15 protein-coding genes and 1 pseudogene are annotated in these 15687 nt (G+C 62.0%); 9 read left to right on the forward strand and 7 right to left on the reverse strand.

Annotated elements, in window-relative coordinates:
* Window positions 1-7: 7 nt before the first annotated feature.
* Both purL and HB676_RS14970 read left to right on the forward strand, forming a co-directional pair.
* Window positions 8-2212, forward strand: a complete 2205-nt coding sequence (purL, locus tag HB676_RS14965; RefSeq protein WP_213738573.1) for a phosphoribosylformylglycinamidine synthase subunit PurL — start codon at window positions 8-10, stop codon at window positions 2210-2212.
* 79 nt (window positions 2213-2291) lie between these two features.
* The gene (locus tag HB676_RS14970) at window positions 2292-2465 is read left to right on the forward strand and encodes a DUF1328 domain-containing protein (protein ID WP_213738574.1); all 174 of its coding nucleotides are present in this window, start codon (window positions 2292-2294) and stop codon (window positions 2463-2465) included.
* Between the two features lie 137 nt (window positions 2466-2602).
* On the opposite strand, the gene HB676_RS14975 is transcribed toward HB676_RS14970, so the two are convergent.
* On the reverse strand, window positions 2603-2962 hold the full coding sequence (locus tag HB676_RS14975) for a DUF427 domain-containing protein (RefSeq protein WP_213738575.1): 360 nt from the start codon (window positions 2960-2962) through the stop codon (window positions 2603-2605).
* Window positions 2963-3148: 186 nt separating this feature from the next.
* On the opposite strand from HB676_RS14975, the gene HB676_RS14980 reads away from it, so the two are divergent.
* Window positions 3149-3385 carry a BolA family transcriptional regulator gene (locus tag HB676_RS14980; protein WP_213738576.1) on the forward strand — a complete coding sequence of 79 codons (237 nt, stop codon included), beginning with the start codon at window positions 3149-3151 and terminating at the stop codon, window positions 3383-3385.
* A 27-nt stretch (window positions 3386-3412) separates the two neighbouring features.
* Complete coding sequence (locus tag HB676_RS14985) at window positions 3413-4636, forward strand: low temperature requirement protein A (protein ID WP_213738577.1); 1224 nt, start codon at window positions 3413-3415, stop codon at window positions 4634-4636.
* On the opposite strand, the gene egtD is transcribed toward HB676_RS14985, so the two are convergent.
* Both egtD and egtB read right to left on the reverse strand, forming a co-directional pair.
* Window positions 4612-5583, reverse strand: coding sequence for an L-histidine N(alpha)-methyltransferase (gene egtD / locus HB676_RS14990; RefSeq protein WP_213738578.1), 972 nt, complete (start codon window positions 5581-5583; stop codon window positions 4612-4614). The genes HB676_RS14985 and egtD overlap by 25 nt on opposite strands.
* A 48-nt stretch (window positions 5584-5631) precedes the next feature.
* Window positions 5632-6906, reverse strand: a complete 1275-nt coding sequence (gene egtB / locus HB676_RS14995; protein WP_213738579.1) for an ergothioneine biosynthesis protein EgtB — start codon at window positions 6904-6906, stop codon at window positions 5632-5634.
* 302 nt (window positions 6907-7208) lie between these two features.
* On the opposite strand from egtB, the gene grxD reads away from it, so the two are divergent.
* From grxD to HB676_RS15020, 5 genes and pseudogenes are all read left to right on the forward strand, one after another.
* On the forward strand, window positions 7209-7547 hold the full coding sequence (gene grxD, locus HB676_RS15000) for a Grx4 family monothiol glutaredoxin (protein WP_213738580.1): 339 nt from the start codon (window positions 7209-7211) through the stop codon (window positions 7545-7547).
* The gene (locus HB676_RS15005; protein ID WP_213738613.1) at window positions 7544-8098 is read left to right on the forward strand and encodes an O-acetyl-ADP-ribose deacetylase; all 555 of its coding nucleotides are present in this window, start codon (window positions 7544-7546) and stop codon (window positions 8096-8098) included. Before grxD ends, HB676_RS15005 begins: the two co-directional genes overlap by 4 nt.
* Before the next feature lie 54 nt (window positions 8099-8152).
* On the forward strand, window positions 8153-9439 hold the full coding sequence (locus HB676_RS15010) for a serine hydrolase domain-containing protein (RefSeq protein WP_213738581.1): 1287 nt from the start codon (window positions 8153-8155) through the stop codon (window positions 9437-9439).
* Window positions 9423-10724, forward strand: a pseudogene (locus HB676_RS15015) (serine hydrolase domain-containing protein). Before HB676_RS15010 ends, HB676_RS15015 begins: the two are co-directional and overlap by 17 nt.
* The gene (locus tag HB676_RS15020) at window positions 10721-11587 is read left to right on the forward strand and encodes a carotenoid biosynthesis protein (RefSeq protein ID WP_213738582.1); all 867 of its coding nucleotides are present in this window, start codon (window positions 10721-10723) and stop codon (window positions 11585-11587) included. Before HB676_RS15015 ends, HB676_RS15020 begins: the two are co-directional and overlap by 4 nt.
* Before the next feature lie 14 nt (window positions 11588-11601).
* Here the strand turns inward: HB676_RS15020 and HB676_RS15025 are convergent, their stop codons facing one another.
* The 4 genes from HB676_RS15025 to HB676_RS15040 form a co-directional block, all read right to left on the reverse strand.
* Window positions 11602-12666, reverse strand: a complete 1065-nt coding sequence (locus HB676_RS15025; protein ID WP_213738583.1) for a threonine aldolase family protein — start codon at window positions 12664-12666, stop codon at window positions 11602-11604.
* A gap of 136 nt (window positions 12667-12802) precedes the next feature.
* Window positions 12803-13420, reverse strand: a complete 618-nt coding sequence (rpsD, locus tag HB676_RS15030) for a 30S ribosomal protein S4 (protein WP_213738584.1) — start codon at window positions 13418-13420, stop codon at window positions 12803-12805.
* 335 nt (window positions 13421-13755) lie between these two features.
* Window positions 13756-14535: an acyltransferase gene (locus tag HB676_RS15035; RefSeq protein ID WP_213738585.1), complete on the reverse strand. Its 780-nt coding sequence runs from the start codon at window positions 14533-14535 to the stop codon at window positions 13756-13758.
* A 178-nt stretch (window positions 14536-14713) separates the two neighbouring features.
* Window positions 14714-15687: flagellin (locus tag HB676_RS15040; protein WP_275944942.1), on the reverse strand; the 974-nt coding region annotated here is incomplete at its 5' end.

Consider the following 15687-nt stretch of genomic DNA (forward strand, 5'->3'; position numbering starts at 1 on the left):
GAGCCTCATGAACCAGCCGCAAATCACCCCCGAACTCGTTGCCAGCCATGGGCTGAAGCCGGACGAATACCAACGCATTCTCGAATTGATCGGCCGGGTGCCGAGCTTCACGGAGCTTGGGATTTTCTCGGCGATGTGGAACGAGCACTGCTCGTACAAATCCTCGCGGCTGCATCTGCGGGGGCTGCCCACCAAGGCGCCCTGGGTGATTCAGGGGCCGGGCGAGAACGCAGGCGTTATCGACATCGGTGACGGCCAGGCAGTCGTGTTCAAGATGGAGAGCCACAACCATCCGAGCTACATCGAGCCCTATCAGGGCGCGACCACCGGCGTCGGCGGCATTCTGCGTGACGTGTTCACGATGGGCGCGCGGCCCATCGCCTGCCTCAATGCGCTCTCTTTCGGCGCGCCGGAGCATCCCAAGACCCGGCATCTGGTTTCGGGCGTGGTCGCCGGCGTCGGTGGTTATGGCAATTCCTTCGGGGTGCCGACCGTCGGCGGGCAGGTGCGTTTCCACACCCGCTATGACGGCAATATCCTGGTCAACGCGATGGCGGTTGGTCTGGCCGATACCGACAAGATTTTCTATGCGGCGGCGTCCGGCGTGAACATGCCGATCGTCTATCTCGGCTCCAAGACCGGCCGCGACGGCATTCACGGCGCCTCGATGGCGTCGGCTGAATTCGACGACGATTCCGCCGAGAAGCGCCCGACCGTGCAGGTCGGCGATCCCTTTGCGGAAAAGCTGCTGCTCGAAGCCTGCCTTGAGATCATGGAAGCCGATTGCGTGATCGCGATTCAGGACATGGGCGCGGCGGGGCTTACCTGCTCGGCCGTCGAGATGGGCGCCAAGGGCGATCTCGGCGTCGATCTCAATCTCGACGCGGTGCCGACCCGCGAAACCGGCATGAGCGCCTACGAGATGATGCTCTCCGAAAGCCAGGAGCGCATGCTCATGGTGCTCAAGCCCGAAAAAGAGAAAGAGGCCGAGGCGATCTTCCGCAAATGGGGGCTCGATTTCGCTGTCGTCGGCTACACCACGCCAAGCAAGCGCTTCGTGGTGAAGCATGGCGGCGACGTGATGGCCGATCTGCCCATCAAAGAGCTCGGCGACGAGGCGCCGCTGTACGATCGGCCGCATGTCGAGACGCCGCTATTGCCGGTCATTCAGGCCCGCGAAGTGAAGCCGCCGATCGGGATTGTGGCCGCGCTGGAAAAACTGATCGCGACGCCCGAGCTCTGTTCGCGACGCTGGGTGTGGGAGCAATATGACCACGTCATCCTCGGCAACACCGTGCAGCGGCCCGGCGGCGATGCCGCCGTGGTACGGGTGCAGGACGGCCCGAAGGGGCTGGCGCTGACGGTCGATGTCACGCCGCGTTATTGCGAAGCCGATCCCTATCAGGGAGGCATGCAGGCGGTGGCCGAAGCCTGGCGCAATATCACCGCGGTCGGTGGCCGGCCGCTGGCGATCACGGACAATCTGAATTTCGGCAATCCCGAACGGCCTGAGATCATGGGCCAGTTCGTCGGTTGCCTGAAGGGCATTGCCGAAGCCTGCCGCACGCTCGATTTCCCCGTCGTGTCCGGCAACGTCTCGCTCTACAACGAGACCAATGGCCGTGGCATTCTGCCGACGCCTTCGATCGGCGGCGTCGGCCTGCTCGATGATTTCACCAAATCCGCCACGCTCGCGTTCAAGGCCGAAGGCGAAGCGATCATTCTGATTGGCGAGACCCAGGGCTGGCTTGGCCAGTCGGTCTATCTGCGCGATATCTGTGGGCGCGAAGAAGGCGCGCCGCCGCCGGTGGATCTTGCGGCGGAAAAGCGCAACGGCGATGTGGTGCGTGGCATGATCCGCGCCGGCACCGCGACCGCGGCGCATGATATTTCCGATGGCGGATTGTTGATTGCGCTGACCGAAATGGCGATGGCCGGTGGCATCGGCGCGCTGGTGCTGGCGGCGCCGGAATCGATCGTGCCGCATGCTTATTGGTTCGGCGAAGATCAGGCGCGCTACATCGTCACGGTGCCGGCCGATCAGGCCGGGCTGGTGCTTGCGAAGATGAAGGGTGCCGGCGTGCCCTGTGCGCGGATCGGGACCACCGGGGGCGACGATATCGCTGTTGTCGGCGAAACTCCGGTTTCGGTCGAATCCCTCAAGACCGGCTTCGAGAACTGGTTGCCGGCCTATATGGGCGGCAAGGCGTAGCACTTCGCCCTATTGGGGCGGGAACCAGTTCCATCGTTCGCCGTTAAGTCCAGCGATTTTGGACACTGGAGAGCGAGCGATGACAATTCTGAAATGGGCGCTGATTTTCTTTCTGGTGTCCGTGGTCGCAGGCGTCCTCGGCTTCACCGGCATCTCCGCCGCGTCAGCCGACGTCGCGCGGTTTCTGTTTTATGTCTTCGTCGTGATCTTCCTGGTCCTGTTGATATTGGGGCTCACGATCTTTCGGGTGTAAGGCCGCGAAACGGAAAAGGCTGCTTCCGTCATTGCGAGGAGCGCAGCGACGAAGCAATCCACCTTGTTACCGCAGTTCATGGATTGCTTCGCTGACGCTCGCAATGACGTTCTAAACCGTCAAGCCGGCTAACCCCCTCAAGCCACTTCCTCGATCTTCACCTTGTCCGGATAGAACGCCAGGTGCCCGGTGATTTCGGTCATTGCGGGGAAGGGCGTCTCGTAGGTCCAGATCGAATTCTCCAGCGTCTTGCCGTCGGCGATGACGCTGTAATAGCTGGCGTCGCCCTTGTAGGGGCAATGCGTCGACCGCTCGGTCCGTTGCATCAGCGCCATATTGGCATCCGCGCGCGGCACGTATTGCACCGCCGGGTAGCTCGCTTCCTTCAGCGTCAGGGCATGGGTGGTATCGGCGATCACGACGCCGTCCACGGAAACGCGGACGCGCTTCGGGTTGGCGGTGATGGTGATCGGGTGGTCAGGACCGGGAAGTTTCATGGGATGGTAGCCTTTCGGTCAGCCCGTTGTGATCGCATGCGACGATCGTTCCGGTTTTCAATGGTCAGGGTGAGAATATAGTGGGGCGGGGCGTGACATCCAGAGCGTGATCGGCAAAACTGTCCCCTGATTTGAGGTGCCGGTAAGCCGGGCGCGGTTCGAACCGCCGAATGGGAGAAATTTGGGATGCCGATGGACGCCCACGATATCGAATCGATGATCAAGGCAGCTATCCCCGACGCCGAGGTGACGATCCGCGATCTGGCTGGCGATGGCGACCACTATGCGGCGACGGTGATTTCGGCCTCGTTTCGTGGCAAATCCCGCGTGCAGCAGCACCAGATCGTCTATCAATCGCTGAAAGGCCAGATGGGCGGCGTGCTGCACGCTCTGGCGCTCCAGACAGGAGTACCGGAGGGCTAGGTCGCCCAGGCGGGACGGGGGAGCGCCATGGCGGTGGACAGGGATCGCGGGCCGCTGTTTCGCCCGGTCGCGTCGAACCAGCGTGTCACCTATGCAGAGCTGTTTTTCGACCTGGTGTTCGCGTTCGCGGTCACGCAGATTTCGCATACGCTGCTGGGTCGCTTTACCCCGCTGGGCGCGCTGCAGACCACTTTGCTGCTGCTCAGTGTGTGGTGGACATGGGTTTACACCGCCTGGATCACCAATTGGTTCAATCCTGAACTGACGCCGGTTCGCGTTCTGCTGTTTCTGCTGATGCTGGGCGGCCTTGTGCTGTCCACGTCGATCCCGGCGGCGTTCGAAAGCCGCGGATTGTGGTTTGCGCTCGCCTATGCCGGGATGCAGGTCGGCCGGACCAGTTTCTGGTTCTTGATGACGCCGCGGACCAGAGTTTCGGCGCGCGCCAACGCGTTGCGTGTCCTGGTCTGGCTATCGGTCTCGGCGTTGTTCTGGATCGCGGGCGGTTTTTCGGAAGGAAACCAGCGGCTCGTGCTTTGGGCCGTCGCGCTCGGCGTCGAATATATCTCGCCGGCGCTGCGGTTCTGGATCCCGAAATACGGCGCGTCGTCGGTCACGGACTGGCATGTCGACGGCAGCCATATGGCCGAACGCAGTGCCGGCTTCATCATCATCGCGCTTGGCGAATCCATCGTCGTGACAGGCGCTACCTTTGCCGATCTGACCTGGACCAGCGCCACCGTGACCGCCTTTCTGTCGTCGTTCATCGGCTCATTGGCGATGTGGTGGATCTATTTCCACAAGGGGGCCGAAGCCGGCTCCGAACTGATTTCCAAATCAGACGAGCCCGGGCGGCTGGCGCGGCTGGCCTATACTTATCTGCATCTGCCGATCGTGGCCGGGATCATTCTGTCGGCGGTAGCCGACGAACTCGTGCTGACGCACCCGGCCGATCACTCCGATCTCAAGACGGTGCTGAGTTCGATCGGTGGCCCGCTGGTGTTTCTGATCGGAACCATCCTGTTCAAGCACACCATTCGCGGCTGGCTGCAGCTCTCGCATGGCATCGGCATCCTGGCGCTATGCGGATCGGCCTGGTTCGCCAGCGACATGTCGCCGCTGCTGCTGTCGATCGTTACGACGGCAATCATGATTGTCGTCGCGGTGTGGGAAACGGTCTCGCTGCGATCCCCGGCCAAATCGCACGGGGAAGCGCTGTCTGAAAAGCCTCAGTCCGAGGCCACCAGCGCGTGAACCGAGAACATTCCGGCCGCGTCGGTCCAGGATTCCAGCGGTGTCCAGCCTGAACCGCGCGCCAGCGCATTGAAGCGATCGAGGCTGTATTTGTAGCTGCTCTCGGTATGGATGCTCTCGCCGGCGCGGAATGAGAAATTCTTGCCCAGCACCCGTGCGGTCAGCGCCTTGCGGCTGATCAGGTGCATTTCGATGCGATGGCGCTCGCGATTGTAGATCGCCCGATGGGTGAACGCGCCGACGTCGAAATCCCCGCCCAGTTCGCGGTTGATGCGATGGAGCACATTGAGATTGAAGCGCGCGGTGACTCCGGCGGCATCGTTATAGGCATCGTACAGCACGCGCTCGTCTTTCTCGAGATCGACGCCGATCACCATCCGCGCGCCGTCGCCCAGAATGTCGCGGGCGCTGCGCAGGAAGGCGCAGGCCTCATGTGGCTCGAAATTTCCGAGCGTCGACCCCGGGAAAAACCCGACCTTCGGCATCGCGCGGACGGCTTGCGGCAGTTCGAACGGCGCGGTGAAGTCGGCCGTGACCGGGTAAACCGCGAGGCTGGGGAAATCCGCGCGCAAAGCATCGGCCTGCGCGGTCAGGAAGTCGCCGGAAATGTCCACGGGCACATAGGCGCCGAACGCGCATTGGTTCAGCAATAGCCGCACCTTGGTGGTCGCGCCGGCGCCGAATTCCACCAGCGCGGCTTTCTTGGGGATAATGGCCGAGATCGCGCGGCCGCGGTCGCGCAGGATCGTCAGCTCGGTGCGGGTCGGATAATATTCCGGCAGCACGGTGATCTGTTCGAACAGCTCCGAACCCGTGGCATCATAGAAATATTTCGGAGACAGCCGTTTGGGATGCTGCGACAGATCGCCGATCACGTCGCGGCCAAAGGCTGAGGTTTCCTGGTCGAGAGGATGCGCTTTCGCCAGGGTGGCAGCGTGCATATTCATGACAATCTCCCGAACGCGCTCTGTGGCGCGGTTTGAATTCGCAAAGTATCAGCCGGCATAGTCGGCAAGACGCAGTCCCGTGAATTGCCAGCGGTGGTGCGGGTAAAAGAAGTTTCGGTAGGTGATACGGCTGTGTCCGCTGGGGGTTGCAAGCGATGAGCCGCGCAGCACCAGCTGATTGACCATGAATTTGCCGTTGTATTCGCCGAGCGCGCCCTCGATGGCCCGGTAGCCGGGGTAGGCTGCGTAGGCGCTGCGCGTCCACTGCCACACGATCCCGAAAGCGTCGTTGAGCTGGCCGGCGCGGGCGGCGACTTCCCATTCCATTTCGGTCGGCAGATGTTTGCCGCTCCAGCGCGCAAACGCGTCGGCCTCGTAATAGCTGACGTGACAGACCGGTGCCGTGGGATTCACGGGCTGCAATCCGCCGAGCGTCATGATGTGCCATTCGCCATCGACCTGCCGCCAGTGGCCGGGGGCCTGCCATCCCGCGTTGGTGGCGGCGGCAAACCCGTCCATCAGCCATAGCGTCGGCGTCGTGTAGCCGCCGTCCGCCATGAAGGCGAGCCACTGCGCATTGGTGACGAGGTTGCGTGCCAGCCGCACCGGACCCACCAGCGCGCGGTGGGCGGGCTTTTCATTGTCGAAGTGAAACGTGTCTTCGGCATGCCCGATGCTGTGGATGCCTTCGGTCAGCGTCACCCAGTCTTCGCCCGGTGCTTGCCCGCCGGCGGGCGCTGCAGCCGGAAATGTCCACTGCGAATCGTAGGCCGGCGGAATCGGGTTTTGCGCAAATGCATGCAGGATATCGGTCAGCATCAATTCCTGATGCTGCTGCTCGTGATTGAGGCCGACTTCCACCAGCGGCGCGATTGCGGTCAGTGTGTCGCCGTCTGCCTCGTGAAAGAACTTCACCACGGCGGCATCGACATGCCGGCGATAGGCGGTGATCTCGTCGGCGCTCGGCCGGGTCAGATGGCCGCGCTGGTGACGGGCGTGCCGGGGCCCGGCGCTGACATAGTAGGAATTGAACAGGAAGGCATAGTCGGGATGAAAGGGCTTGTATCCCCCAGCATGTTCGCCAAGCAGGAATTGCTCGAAGAACCATGTGGTATGGGCGCGATGCCATTTCGCCGGGCTCGCATCCGGCATCGACTGGATGAGCTGATCCTCAGGGCTCAGGGGGGCCGCGCGGCGCTCGGTCTCGTCCCGGACAGTCAGAAAGGCTTCCGCCAAAACCTGGGCGGGGCTGCCGGAACCAGAGAATAATGACGGGCTGGGGGTCGCAAGGGCGGCCGCAGCGGCGGATGCTGATTTCGTCACTGGTGTCTCCGGTTCGCGAAGAGAACGTTAGTCCGGCGGACCGGTTCCCCAAGAACAGCCTGTCCTACATAGGGGCTTCCGTTCGTTATAAAAGCCTCTCCGGAGGTATGTTTGGGGGTATACGAGAGTATGCCCGTGGGACCGGGCGGGCGTGGCCCGCCAGACCTGTGCATGCCAGCTCCCCGCCATTTTACTTTGGGTGCACAATGGTTTGGAGTACATATATGGTCAGTGTCGGGTTTGACGGTTGATGCCGGCCCGAGAGGTTATGCCACAGGGGCAGTGCCCAAAAGGAAGCGAATATGAGCATCGAGCAATTCATCGACAATGAAGTGAAGTCGAACGACGTCGTGCTGTTCATGAAGGGGACGCCGCAGTTTCCGCAGTGCGGTTTTTCCGGACAGGTGGTCCAGATTCTCGATCACGTCGGCGTCGGCTACAAGGGTCTCAATGTTCTGGAGTCCGCTGACCTGCGTAACGGCATCAAGACCTACTCGAACTGGCCGACCATTCCCCAGCTCTATGTGAAGGGCGAATTCGTCGGCGGCTGCGACATCATCCGCGAGATGTTCCAGGCCGGTGAACTGCAGCAGCTTTTGGCTGACAAGGGCGTCACCCTCAGCGCGCCCGCCACGGCCTGAGCCTGAGCACGCGCCAGATCGGCCCGGCGCGGCTCGAAGTCACTGTCGCCGATATTACAACGCTCAGCGTTGACGCGATCGTCAACGCTGCAAATAATTCTCTGCTTGGCGGCGGCGGCGTGGATGGCGCGATCCATCGCGCGGCCGGGCCGGAGCTGCTGGCGGAATGTCGCACCCTTCATGGCTGCGCGACCGGCGACGCCAAAATCACCCGAGGTTACCGGTTGCCGGCACGGCATGTTGTTCATGCCGTGGGTCCGGTCTGGAACGGCGGAAACCAGCACGAAGATGAAGCGCTGGCGTCGTGTTATCGGCGCGCCGTCGAACTTTGCCAGATCCACCACCTTGTGTCCGTGGCCTTTCCTGCCATTTCCACCGGCGTCTATCGTTTCCCCGCCGATCGAGCGGCGCGCATCGCAGTGACGACCACGGTCGAGGCACTGGCCACCGCGCCATCGCTGCGACTGGTGATCTTCTGCTGCTTTTCGAGCGACAGCGCCCGGCTGCACGCACAGTCGCTGGCTGGGTTCGGCAACCCTTGTGCGGATTAAGCCCGCCGCTAAACTCGCCCCTTAAGAATTCCGGGCAGCGGGCAGGGAGCGGGTATGACCTCACGACACGCCATGCGGTCGCTGATCTCGGGCGCGCTGGTGATGGTCGCGGCGATATCGCCCGCCGTGGCTGAAGGTGGTTTCGATCTTCCCGCCGGAGCGCATTTCAATCCGCAAAAACTGCAGCGCGTCGGGGATTTTCTTCGCGACGAAGTTGCGAACGGCAAGATCCCCGGCGCGGTTCTGCTGATCCAGCAGCACGGCAAGCCGGTATATCATGAACTCATCGGCGTGCGCGATGTCGCAACCGGTCTACCGATGACCGACGACACCATCTTCCGTCTGTATTCGATGAGCAAGCCCATCACGTCAGTCGCGGCGATGATGCTGATCGATGCGGGAAAGCTGAAGCTCGACGATCCCGTTGGCAAGTACATTCCGTCGTTTGCCGCGGTCAAGGTCGGCGTCGAAAAGAAAGCCGCTGACAGCGCAAAGGTGCTCGAGCTGGTGCCGCCGACCCGGCCGATCACCATCCACGACCTGATGACGCAGACATCCGGTATCACCTACGGCTTCTATGGCGACGGCATGGTCAGGCATCTTTACCGCGCCGCCAAAATCTACGATGGCGATTTCGACAATGCCGAATTCGCCGAACGCATCGCCCGGCTTCCACTGGCGATCCAGCCCGGCACGGCGTGGGACTATGGCCATTCGACCGACATTCTCGGCCGCATTATCGAGGTCGTATCGGGGAAATCGCTGTTGCATTTCGAGCAGGACAATCTGTTCGTGCCGCTTGGTATGACCGACACCGGGTTTTTCGTGGCCGATCCCGCCAAATTCAAACTGATCGCGCAGCCGATGCCCGCTGATCGCGCGTTCAGAGTCGGCTTTGACGACAACCCGGAAACTCCCAAGAAATGGGAGTCCGGCGGTGGTGGCATGATCTCGACCGCAGCGGATTATGCGCGTTTTTCGCAGATGCTGCTCAACGGCGGCAGCCTCGATGGCAGGCAATATCTCAGCCCGAAGGCGTTCGCGTTGATGACGTCGGATCACATCGGGCCAGGCACCGGCGTGGGGCACGCGTTTTTTTATTTTCCCGGTGACGGCTTCGGTTATGGGCTCGGGTTCGGCGTGCGCACCGATCCTGGCACGGCCAAGCCGCCGCCGCCGGGTTCGCTCGGCGAACTGAAATGGGATGGCGCCAGCGGGTGCTATTTCGTGATCGATCGCAAGCAGGATATGTTTTTTGTATTGATGGAGCAGACGCCCACGGAGCGCGGGCGCATCCAGGCCGGTGTGAAGAAACTGATCTATGATGCAATGGAGAATTGACGGCGCGGCGCACCGCTACGCCACCGCGGGGTTCGCGCTTCTGTTGGCGGCGCTCTCGGCTGGAGGGCCAAGTGCCGGTCGCGCGGAATCACTGTCGCCGGGGCGGGCCAGCTTCTCGCGCGAAGGTTTGGCGCGGGTCGGCGACTACCTCCGCAACGAGATCACGACCGGGAAAATCCCCGGTGCGGTTCTGCTGATCCAGCAACACAGTCGTCCCGTCTATTTCGAGAATTTCGGCATGCGTGATGTCGAAAACAAGATTCCAATGAGCGCGGACACGATCTTTCGTTTGTATTCGATGTCGAAGCCGGTCACGTCAGTCGCGGCCATGATGCTGGTCGACGACGGCAAGCTTGCGCTTGGCGATCCCGTATCGAGATACATTCCCGCTTTTGCGGACGTGAGGGTCGGTGTCGACAAGGTCGATGCCAACGGCAAGCCGGTGCTGGTGCTCGAGCCGCTCGATCGACCGATCACGATCGAGGACCTGCTGCGCCATACCTCGGGTCTCACTTACGGCTTCTACGGCGATAACGCGGCGCGGAAACGTTATGCGAATTCGGATTTGTTCGAAGGCGATCCCGACAATGCCTTGTTCGTCGAACGCCTCGCGAAACTACCGCTCGCCGAGCAACCGGGAACGCTGTGGGATTACGGTCATTCCACCGATGTTCTCGGCCGGGTCATCGAGGTGGTCTCGGGGCAGTCGCTGTTCGCCTTCGAAAAGCAACGGTTGCTCGATCCGCTTGATATGACCGAGACGGCTTTCTACGTCGCCGATCCCGCGAAGCGGCCTTTGATTGCGGAGCCTTTGCCGACCGAGCGGTTCGCGCGCCGGGTGGCGGGGCTGATCAGCGATCCGACCATCCCGCGGCGCTGGGAATCCGGCGGGGCAGGCATGGTCGGCACCATTGGCGATTATGCGCGCTTCGCGCAGATGCTGTTGAACGGCGGTACGCTGGATGGCCGGAATTATCTCAAGCCTGAGACCGTTGCCTTGATGACGTCGGACCATATCGGGCCAGAGACGAAAATCGCCCGCGACTATTTCTACTTTCCGGGCGGTGGCAGCCGCTTCGGTCTCGGCTTTGCGGTGCGAACCGCATAATTGCCAAATGCGTTGTTGCCGGCAGGCGAATATCGCTGGAACGGCGTCGGCGGTACCTTCTTCTTTATCGATCCAAAGGACGACATGTTCGCTGTCCTCATGATGCAGGCGCCGTCGCAGCTTAGTCGGATAGAGGTTGAATTGAAGACGCTGATCTATCAGGCGCTCGACAAATGAGCGGCGGGCGTTCTTTTTCGCCGCTTGACGCGGCCGGCTGGATCGCGCTTGCGATCTATCTCGCGCTGGTCGTCGGTTTCTCCTGGAATCCCACACCTTTTGCGCAAGGTCTGGCGGCGATTGGAATTGCGATTGCCTGCACGCATGCAGCCTTGTTCTATGGCTGGAAGGATGCGCTGGCTTTATTGGCGATTTGTCTCGTCATCACATTCGCGATGGAGAACGTCGGCGCTGCGACCGGGTTTCCGTTCGGCCATTATCATTTTGAGGTTGGATCGAATCTGATCCATGTCGGAGCCATCCCGGTCATTGTCGGCCCGTTGTGGTTCGGCATGGGATATATTTCGTGGATCGTGGCGGGAACGTTGCTCGGTGGCGCGGACCGGCGCTTGAACGGGAATATCGCACGCGTCGCGTTGCCCATCGTCGCCGCATTCGTGATGACGCAGTGGGATGTGGTGATGGACCCGCCCGAGGCGACCATTTCAAAAGCCTGGATATGGCATAATGGCGGCGCGCATTTCGGCGTTCCCTTGTCGAACTACCTGGGTTGGCTCTTGACCTCGTGGCTGTTCTATCAGGCTTTTGCGATCTATCTCGGCCGCCCGCGAACTGCGTCAGAAGCGACGACAGAGCAAAGTCGCAAGCTCCGGCTGGTGGCGATCCTGCTCTATCTTGCTTCCGGTCTTACCCATGTGACGCCATGGATCATCGGCCAGAGCGGCGAAGTCGCCGACGCTGCCAACCACATCTGGCGTATTCAGGATCTGCGCGAGAGCGCGGTCGTAGTGTTGCTGTTCACGATGGGCTTCACGTCGCTGCTCGCGGCATTGCGGCTGACGACGGATGCCGGCGATTGCTAAGGGAAGATGGCGTCTTACGCTCCCCGCGCAATCTCCCGCACCAGCCCGACCGTCTCCTCGATCATCTCGGCGGTGACATCGAGATGGGTGCAGGCCCTGATGCGGCCGTCCATCATTGCGAGCAATACGCCGTGCGGACGCAAGCGCGCGACCAGGTCGTCGCCGCTGATGCCTGCGCCATCGGGCTTGAAGAACACCAGATTGGTTTCGGGTTGCTGCACGTCGATGCCGGCGATCTGCGACAGCCCCCGCGCCAGCGCCCGGGCGTTGCTGTGGTCATCCGCGAGCCGGTCGACGTGATGGTCGAGCGCATAGGTACAGGCGGCGGCGCAAATGCCGGCCTGGCGCATCGAGCCGCCAAGGCGCTGCTTCCAGCGCCAGACCTCGTCGATGAAATCGCGCGAACCCGCGATGACTGCGCCGACGGGCGCGCCGAGCCCTTTCGAAAAATCGATCCAGGCGGAATCCCAGCCCGACGCCATGTCGCTGGCGCTGATGCCGGTCGCGACGCAGGCGTTCAGCAGCCGCGCGCCGTCCATATGGGTAGCGAGCCCGTTTGATTTCGCGATCTGCACGATCGCATCAAGATCGGCTTTGTTCCAGATCGTGCCGCCGCCGATATTGGCGGTCTGCTCGACGCTGATCACGGTTTGCGGCGGCTGATAACGGGTGCGCGGATGAAGGGCTGAGCGAAACGTATCGGGCGTGAATTTGCCGTCGGCGCCCGGCAACGCCGTGATCTGGAAACCGCCGAGTGCGGCGTGGGCGCCGCCTTCGCGGGCGATGATATGCGCGGATCCATGCGCGAGAATTTCATCGCCGGGCCGGCAATGCACCAGCGTCGCAGTGACGTTGCACATGGTGCCGGATGGCAGGAACACCGCGGCTTCCTTGCCCAGCAAAGCGGCCACGCGTTCGCACAGAACATTGACCGAAGGATCGTCGCCGATCTGCTCGTCGCCGACTTCGGCGCGCGCCATCGCTTCGCGCATGCCGGGTGTCGGGCGGGTCTGGGTATCCGACAGCAGATTGATGCGGACCGGAATGGCCTTGGGGTCACGCGGGGCAGGGGTGTACATGGCGAGGTCTCTGAGCTGGCTTCGTCATTCCGGGTTCGCGTCTTCGACGCGCCCCGGAATGACATCTAATCTTACCCAAGAAAAAGGCCCCGGCAAAACCGGGGCCTTCGATCTCGGGATACGGCGAAGGTACCGATTAGCGCGAATAGAATTCGACGATCAGATGCGGCTCCATCTGCACGGCGAACGGCACGTCGGACAGATGCGGGACGCGGTTGAACTTCGCGGTCATCTTGGAGTGATCGACCTCGAGGAAGTCGGGCACGTCGCGCTCGGTGAGCTGGCTGGATTCCAGCACAACGGCGAGCTGCTTGGAGGATTCCTTGACCTCGACCACATCGCCGATCTTGAGCTTGAAGCTCGAGATGTTGACGCGGCGGCCATTCACCTTGACGTGGCCGTGATTGATGAACTGGCGCGCGGCGAACATGGTGGCCACGAACTTGGCGCGATAGATCACGGTGTCGAGGCGGCGCTCGAGCAGGCCGATCAGGTTTTCACCGGTGTCGCCCTTCATCCGGCCGGCTTCGACATAAATGCCGTGAAACTGGCGCTCGCTGATGTTGGCGTAATAGCCCTTCAGCTTCTGCTTGGCGCGCAACTGGACGCCGAAGTCGGAGAGCTTGCCTTTGCGGCGCTGGCCATGCTGGCCGGGGCCGTATTCTCGCTTGTTCACGGGGCTCTTCGGGCGGCCCCAGATATTCTGGCCCATACGGCGATCGATCTTGTATTTCGCCTCACTGCGCTTAGTCATCGCGTCCTCTTTGCAAAGTTTGAGTTTTGAGGAGACGCGCCCTCCTGTGCATCGGGAATTTCCCGGTGCCGACAGGTCCAATCCCTAAAGCATAAGGAGCAGACCACGGGTCGCGAAACGCATCGCGGGCCGAAAACGGCCCGCGAGCAGGCGGTTTCTAGGGAGAAACCGCCGTTCTGTCAAACGATTAGACCATGGTTTTTGGGTGCTATGCCGTCATTCCGGGATGGTCCGCAGGACCAGGCCCGGAATCTCGAGATTCCCCGATGCACAATTGTGCATCTGAGGTTCGATACTGTCGCATCGCCCCGGAATGACGGCCCAGGGGAAAGCCGTCAGGTTGCGACCGCCCGGACCGGTTGTGGCTCGCTCTGGAGCCTTTGGGCACGCAACTCGGCTGCTATTTCGGTGTTCAGCACCTGTTCCAGCCGGGTCAGGGCCTTGGCGATCAAGGCCGCGTCGGTAACGCGATGGTCCCAGCGGATCACGACATCAATGCCCTGATCCGACCCCACCACACCATAACTAAGGATATAGGGGCCGGGACTTAAGGCATGAAGCTCGCCGGCCCCGTAAGCGGCGACCGACGTCACCGCGACATTGCCGAAATAATTGGCGTGCTGACGTCCGAAATTGGTGCCGATCAGCCAGATCAGGCGGCGCAGCGGCAACGGGAACCTCGTTGTCATCAGAATCTTCCGGAACGCCGGCACCTCGTTGACCGGAGCGTCCTTTGCATGCCGGATCAGCGCATCGACCTCGGTCAGCGGCAACTCCTCCGCCGCCGTGACTTTCTGCGGCAGTACGCAATCCTCGCCGTCCTCGACGCGCGCGATTGCGACCGCGGCGACGCTGCGCGGCAGTTCATAAAAATGCGGCCACGGCCATTTGGCGTACAGCGTGCGCAGCACGGGCTCTTCTTTCGCCACCAGGCAGAACGCCTTGACGAAGATCGCCGCAAAGCCGGGCGGCTGCGCCATCATTTCCCGGGCTTCGATCAATTGCCGGATATGAAGGGTTCGCCGCAATGAGACGAACGGCACGCTGATCGAGGCGTGCATGAGGTCGGCGAGGAACCGGCGCGGCAGTGAGATTTTTCGAACCGTTCCGCGCATGTTCCGCTCAAATTCCGCCAAGTTCCTGCAATGGCTAAATGGCTTGCCAAGTGGGTCTGTCCGCCAATTGCTGCATTTAGCACGAACCGTTCGGCCTGATCTCGGGTTTTTCGAGGTGCCAAACGCAAAAACGGCGGGGTTTCCCCCGCCGTTTCCGTCTTTTGGTTTGCTGTTTCGATCAGCGCAGGAGCTGAAGCACGCTCTGCTGCGACTGGTTGGCGAGCGACAGCGCGGAGACCGCGATCGACTGGCGGGTCGACAGCGCCTGGCTGTTGGCCGCTTCCTCGTTGGTGTCGGCCAGCGTCAGGTTCGACGAACCGGTCTGCAGCACGTCGATCAGGTTCTTGTTGAAGTCCTGGCGGATCTGCACGATCGACAGGTTCGAACCCAGTGAGGTTGCTTCCGTGCGGAGCGTAGTCGAAGCCTTGGTCAACTCGGTCAAAGCCGTGTTGGCCGAGTTGTTGTCCAGGAAGTCGGTGCCGGAGGTCAGGCTCGAAAGACCGAGGCCGGCATCGTTGAAGGTGACGCCGGCAATCGCCAGCTTGGAAGCGCCGGTTTCATCGAACGTCAGGTTCAGCGTATCGCCGCTCAGCAGGTTGACGCCGTTGAAGGACGAGTCCTGAGAGGTCGTGTTGATCTGCTGCAGCACGTTATTGTACTGCGTGACCAGGCTGGCGCGGGTCGCCTGCGAGTTCGGATCGAGCACGGGAGCCGAACCGCCGGCGGCCGCATTGGCGAACGCCGAGCCGGATACCGTCGCCGTACCGCTGAGCGCTTTGATCGTCGACGAAGCCGCATTGTTGGTGGTCACGATGTTGATCTTGCCGGTGGAGGCATCGAGCGTGGCCTGCAGATCGTTCGAGGCCAGCGCGGCATTGAGCCCGTTGAGCGTCGAGATCTGGCCGGTGCCGGTTCCGAAGGTAATCGCGGTCGCCGTCGAACTGCTGTTGGTGGCGCCGATGGTCAGGGTTTCGCCGGAGAGACCGCCGGTACCGGGTGTCCGAGCCTGGGTAACCCCGGTGCCGAGACCGAGCGCACCAAGTGCGGCGTTGTTGGAACTGGTGATGCTCAGATCGGCCGCGGTGCCGGTGTGCAGCGTGATCTTGCCGGCGGCGATCGTGGCAGCGTTCGCTCCGCTCGAGCCGGTGATCG

Origin of the sequence: Bradyrhizobium sp. dw_411 (assembly GCF_018449695.1) — a bacterium.
Lineage (GTDB): Bacteria > Pseudomonadota > Alphaproteobacteria > Rhizobiales > Xanthobacteraceae > Bradyrhizobium.

Coding starts and splice junctions, on each gene's coding strand:
- HB676_RS14985 (WP_213738577.1), top strand. CDS start 3,413: ATGGCGGTGGACAGGGATCGCGGGCCGCTGTTTCGCCCGGTCGCGTCG.
- grxD (WP_213738580.1), top strand. CDS start 7,209: ATGAGCATCGAGCAATTCATCGACAATGAAGTGAAGTCGAACGACGTC.
- rpsD (WP_213738584.1), bottom strand. CDS start 13,420: ATGACTAAGCGCAGTGAGGCGAAATACAAGATCGATCGCCGTATGGGC.
- HB676_RS14975 (WP_213738575.1), bottom strand. CDS start 2,962: ATGAAACTTCCCGGTCCTGACCACCCGATCACCATCACCGCCAACCCG.
- HB676_RS14970 (WP_213738574.1), top strand. CDS start 2,292: ATGACAATTCTGAAATGGGCGCTGATTTTCTTTCTGGTGTCCGTGGTC.
- HB676_RS15035 (WP_213738585.1), bottom strand. CDS start 14,535: ATGCGCGGAACGGTTCGAAAAATCTCACTGCCGCGCCGGTTCCTCGCC.
- purL (WP_213738573.1), top strand. CDS start 8: ATGAACCAGCCGCAAATCACCCCCGAACTCGTTGCCAGCCATGGGCTG.
- HB676_RS14980 (WP_213738576.1), top strand. CDS start 3,149: ATGCCGATGGACGCCCACGATATCGAATCGATGATCAAGGCAGCTATC.
- HB676_RS15020 (WP_213738582.1), top strand. CDS start 10,721: ATGAGCGGCGGGCGTTCTTTTTCGCCGCTTGACGCGGCCGGCTGGATC.
- HB676_RS15025 (WP_213738583.1), bottom strand. CDS start 12,666: ATGTACACCCCTGCCCCGCGTGACCCCAAGGCCATTCCGGTCCGCATC.
- egtD (WP_213738578.1), bottom strand. CDS start 5,583: ATGAATATGCACGCTGCCACCCTGGCGAAAGCGCATCCTCTCGACCAG.
- HB676_RS15010 (WP_213738581.1), top strand. CDS start 8,153: ATGACCTCACGACACGCCATGCGGTCGCTGATCTCGGGCGCGCTGGTG.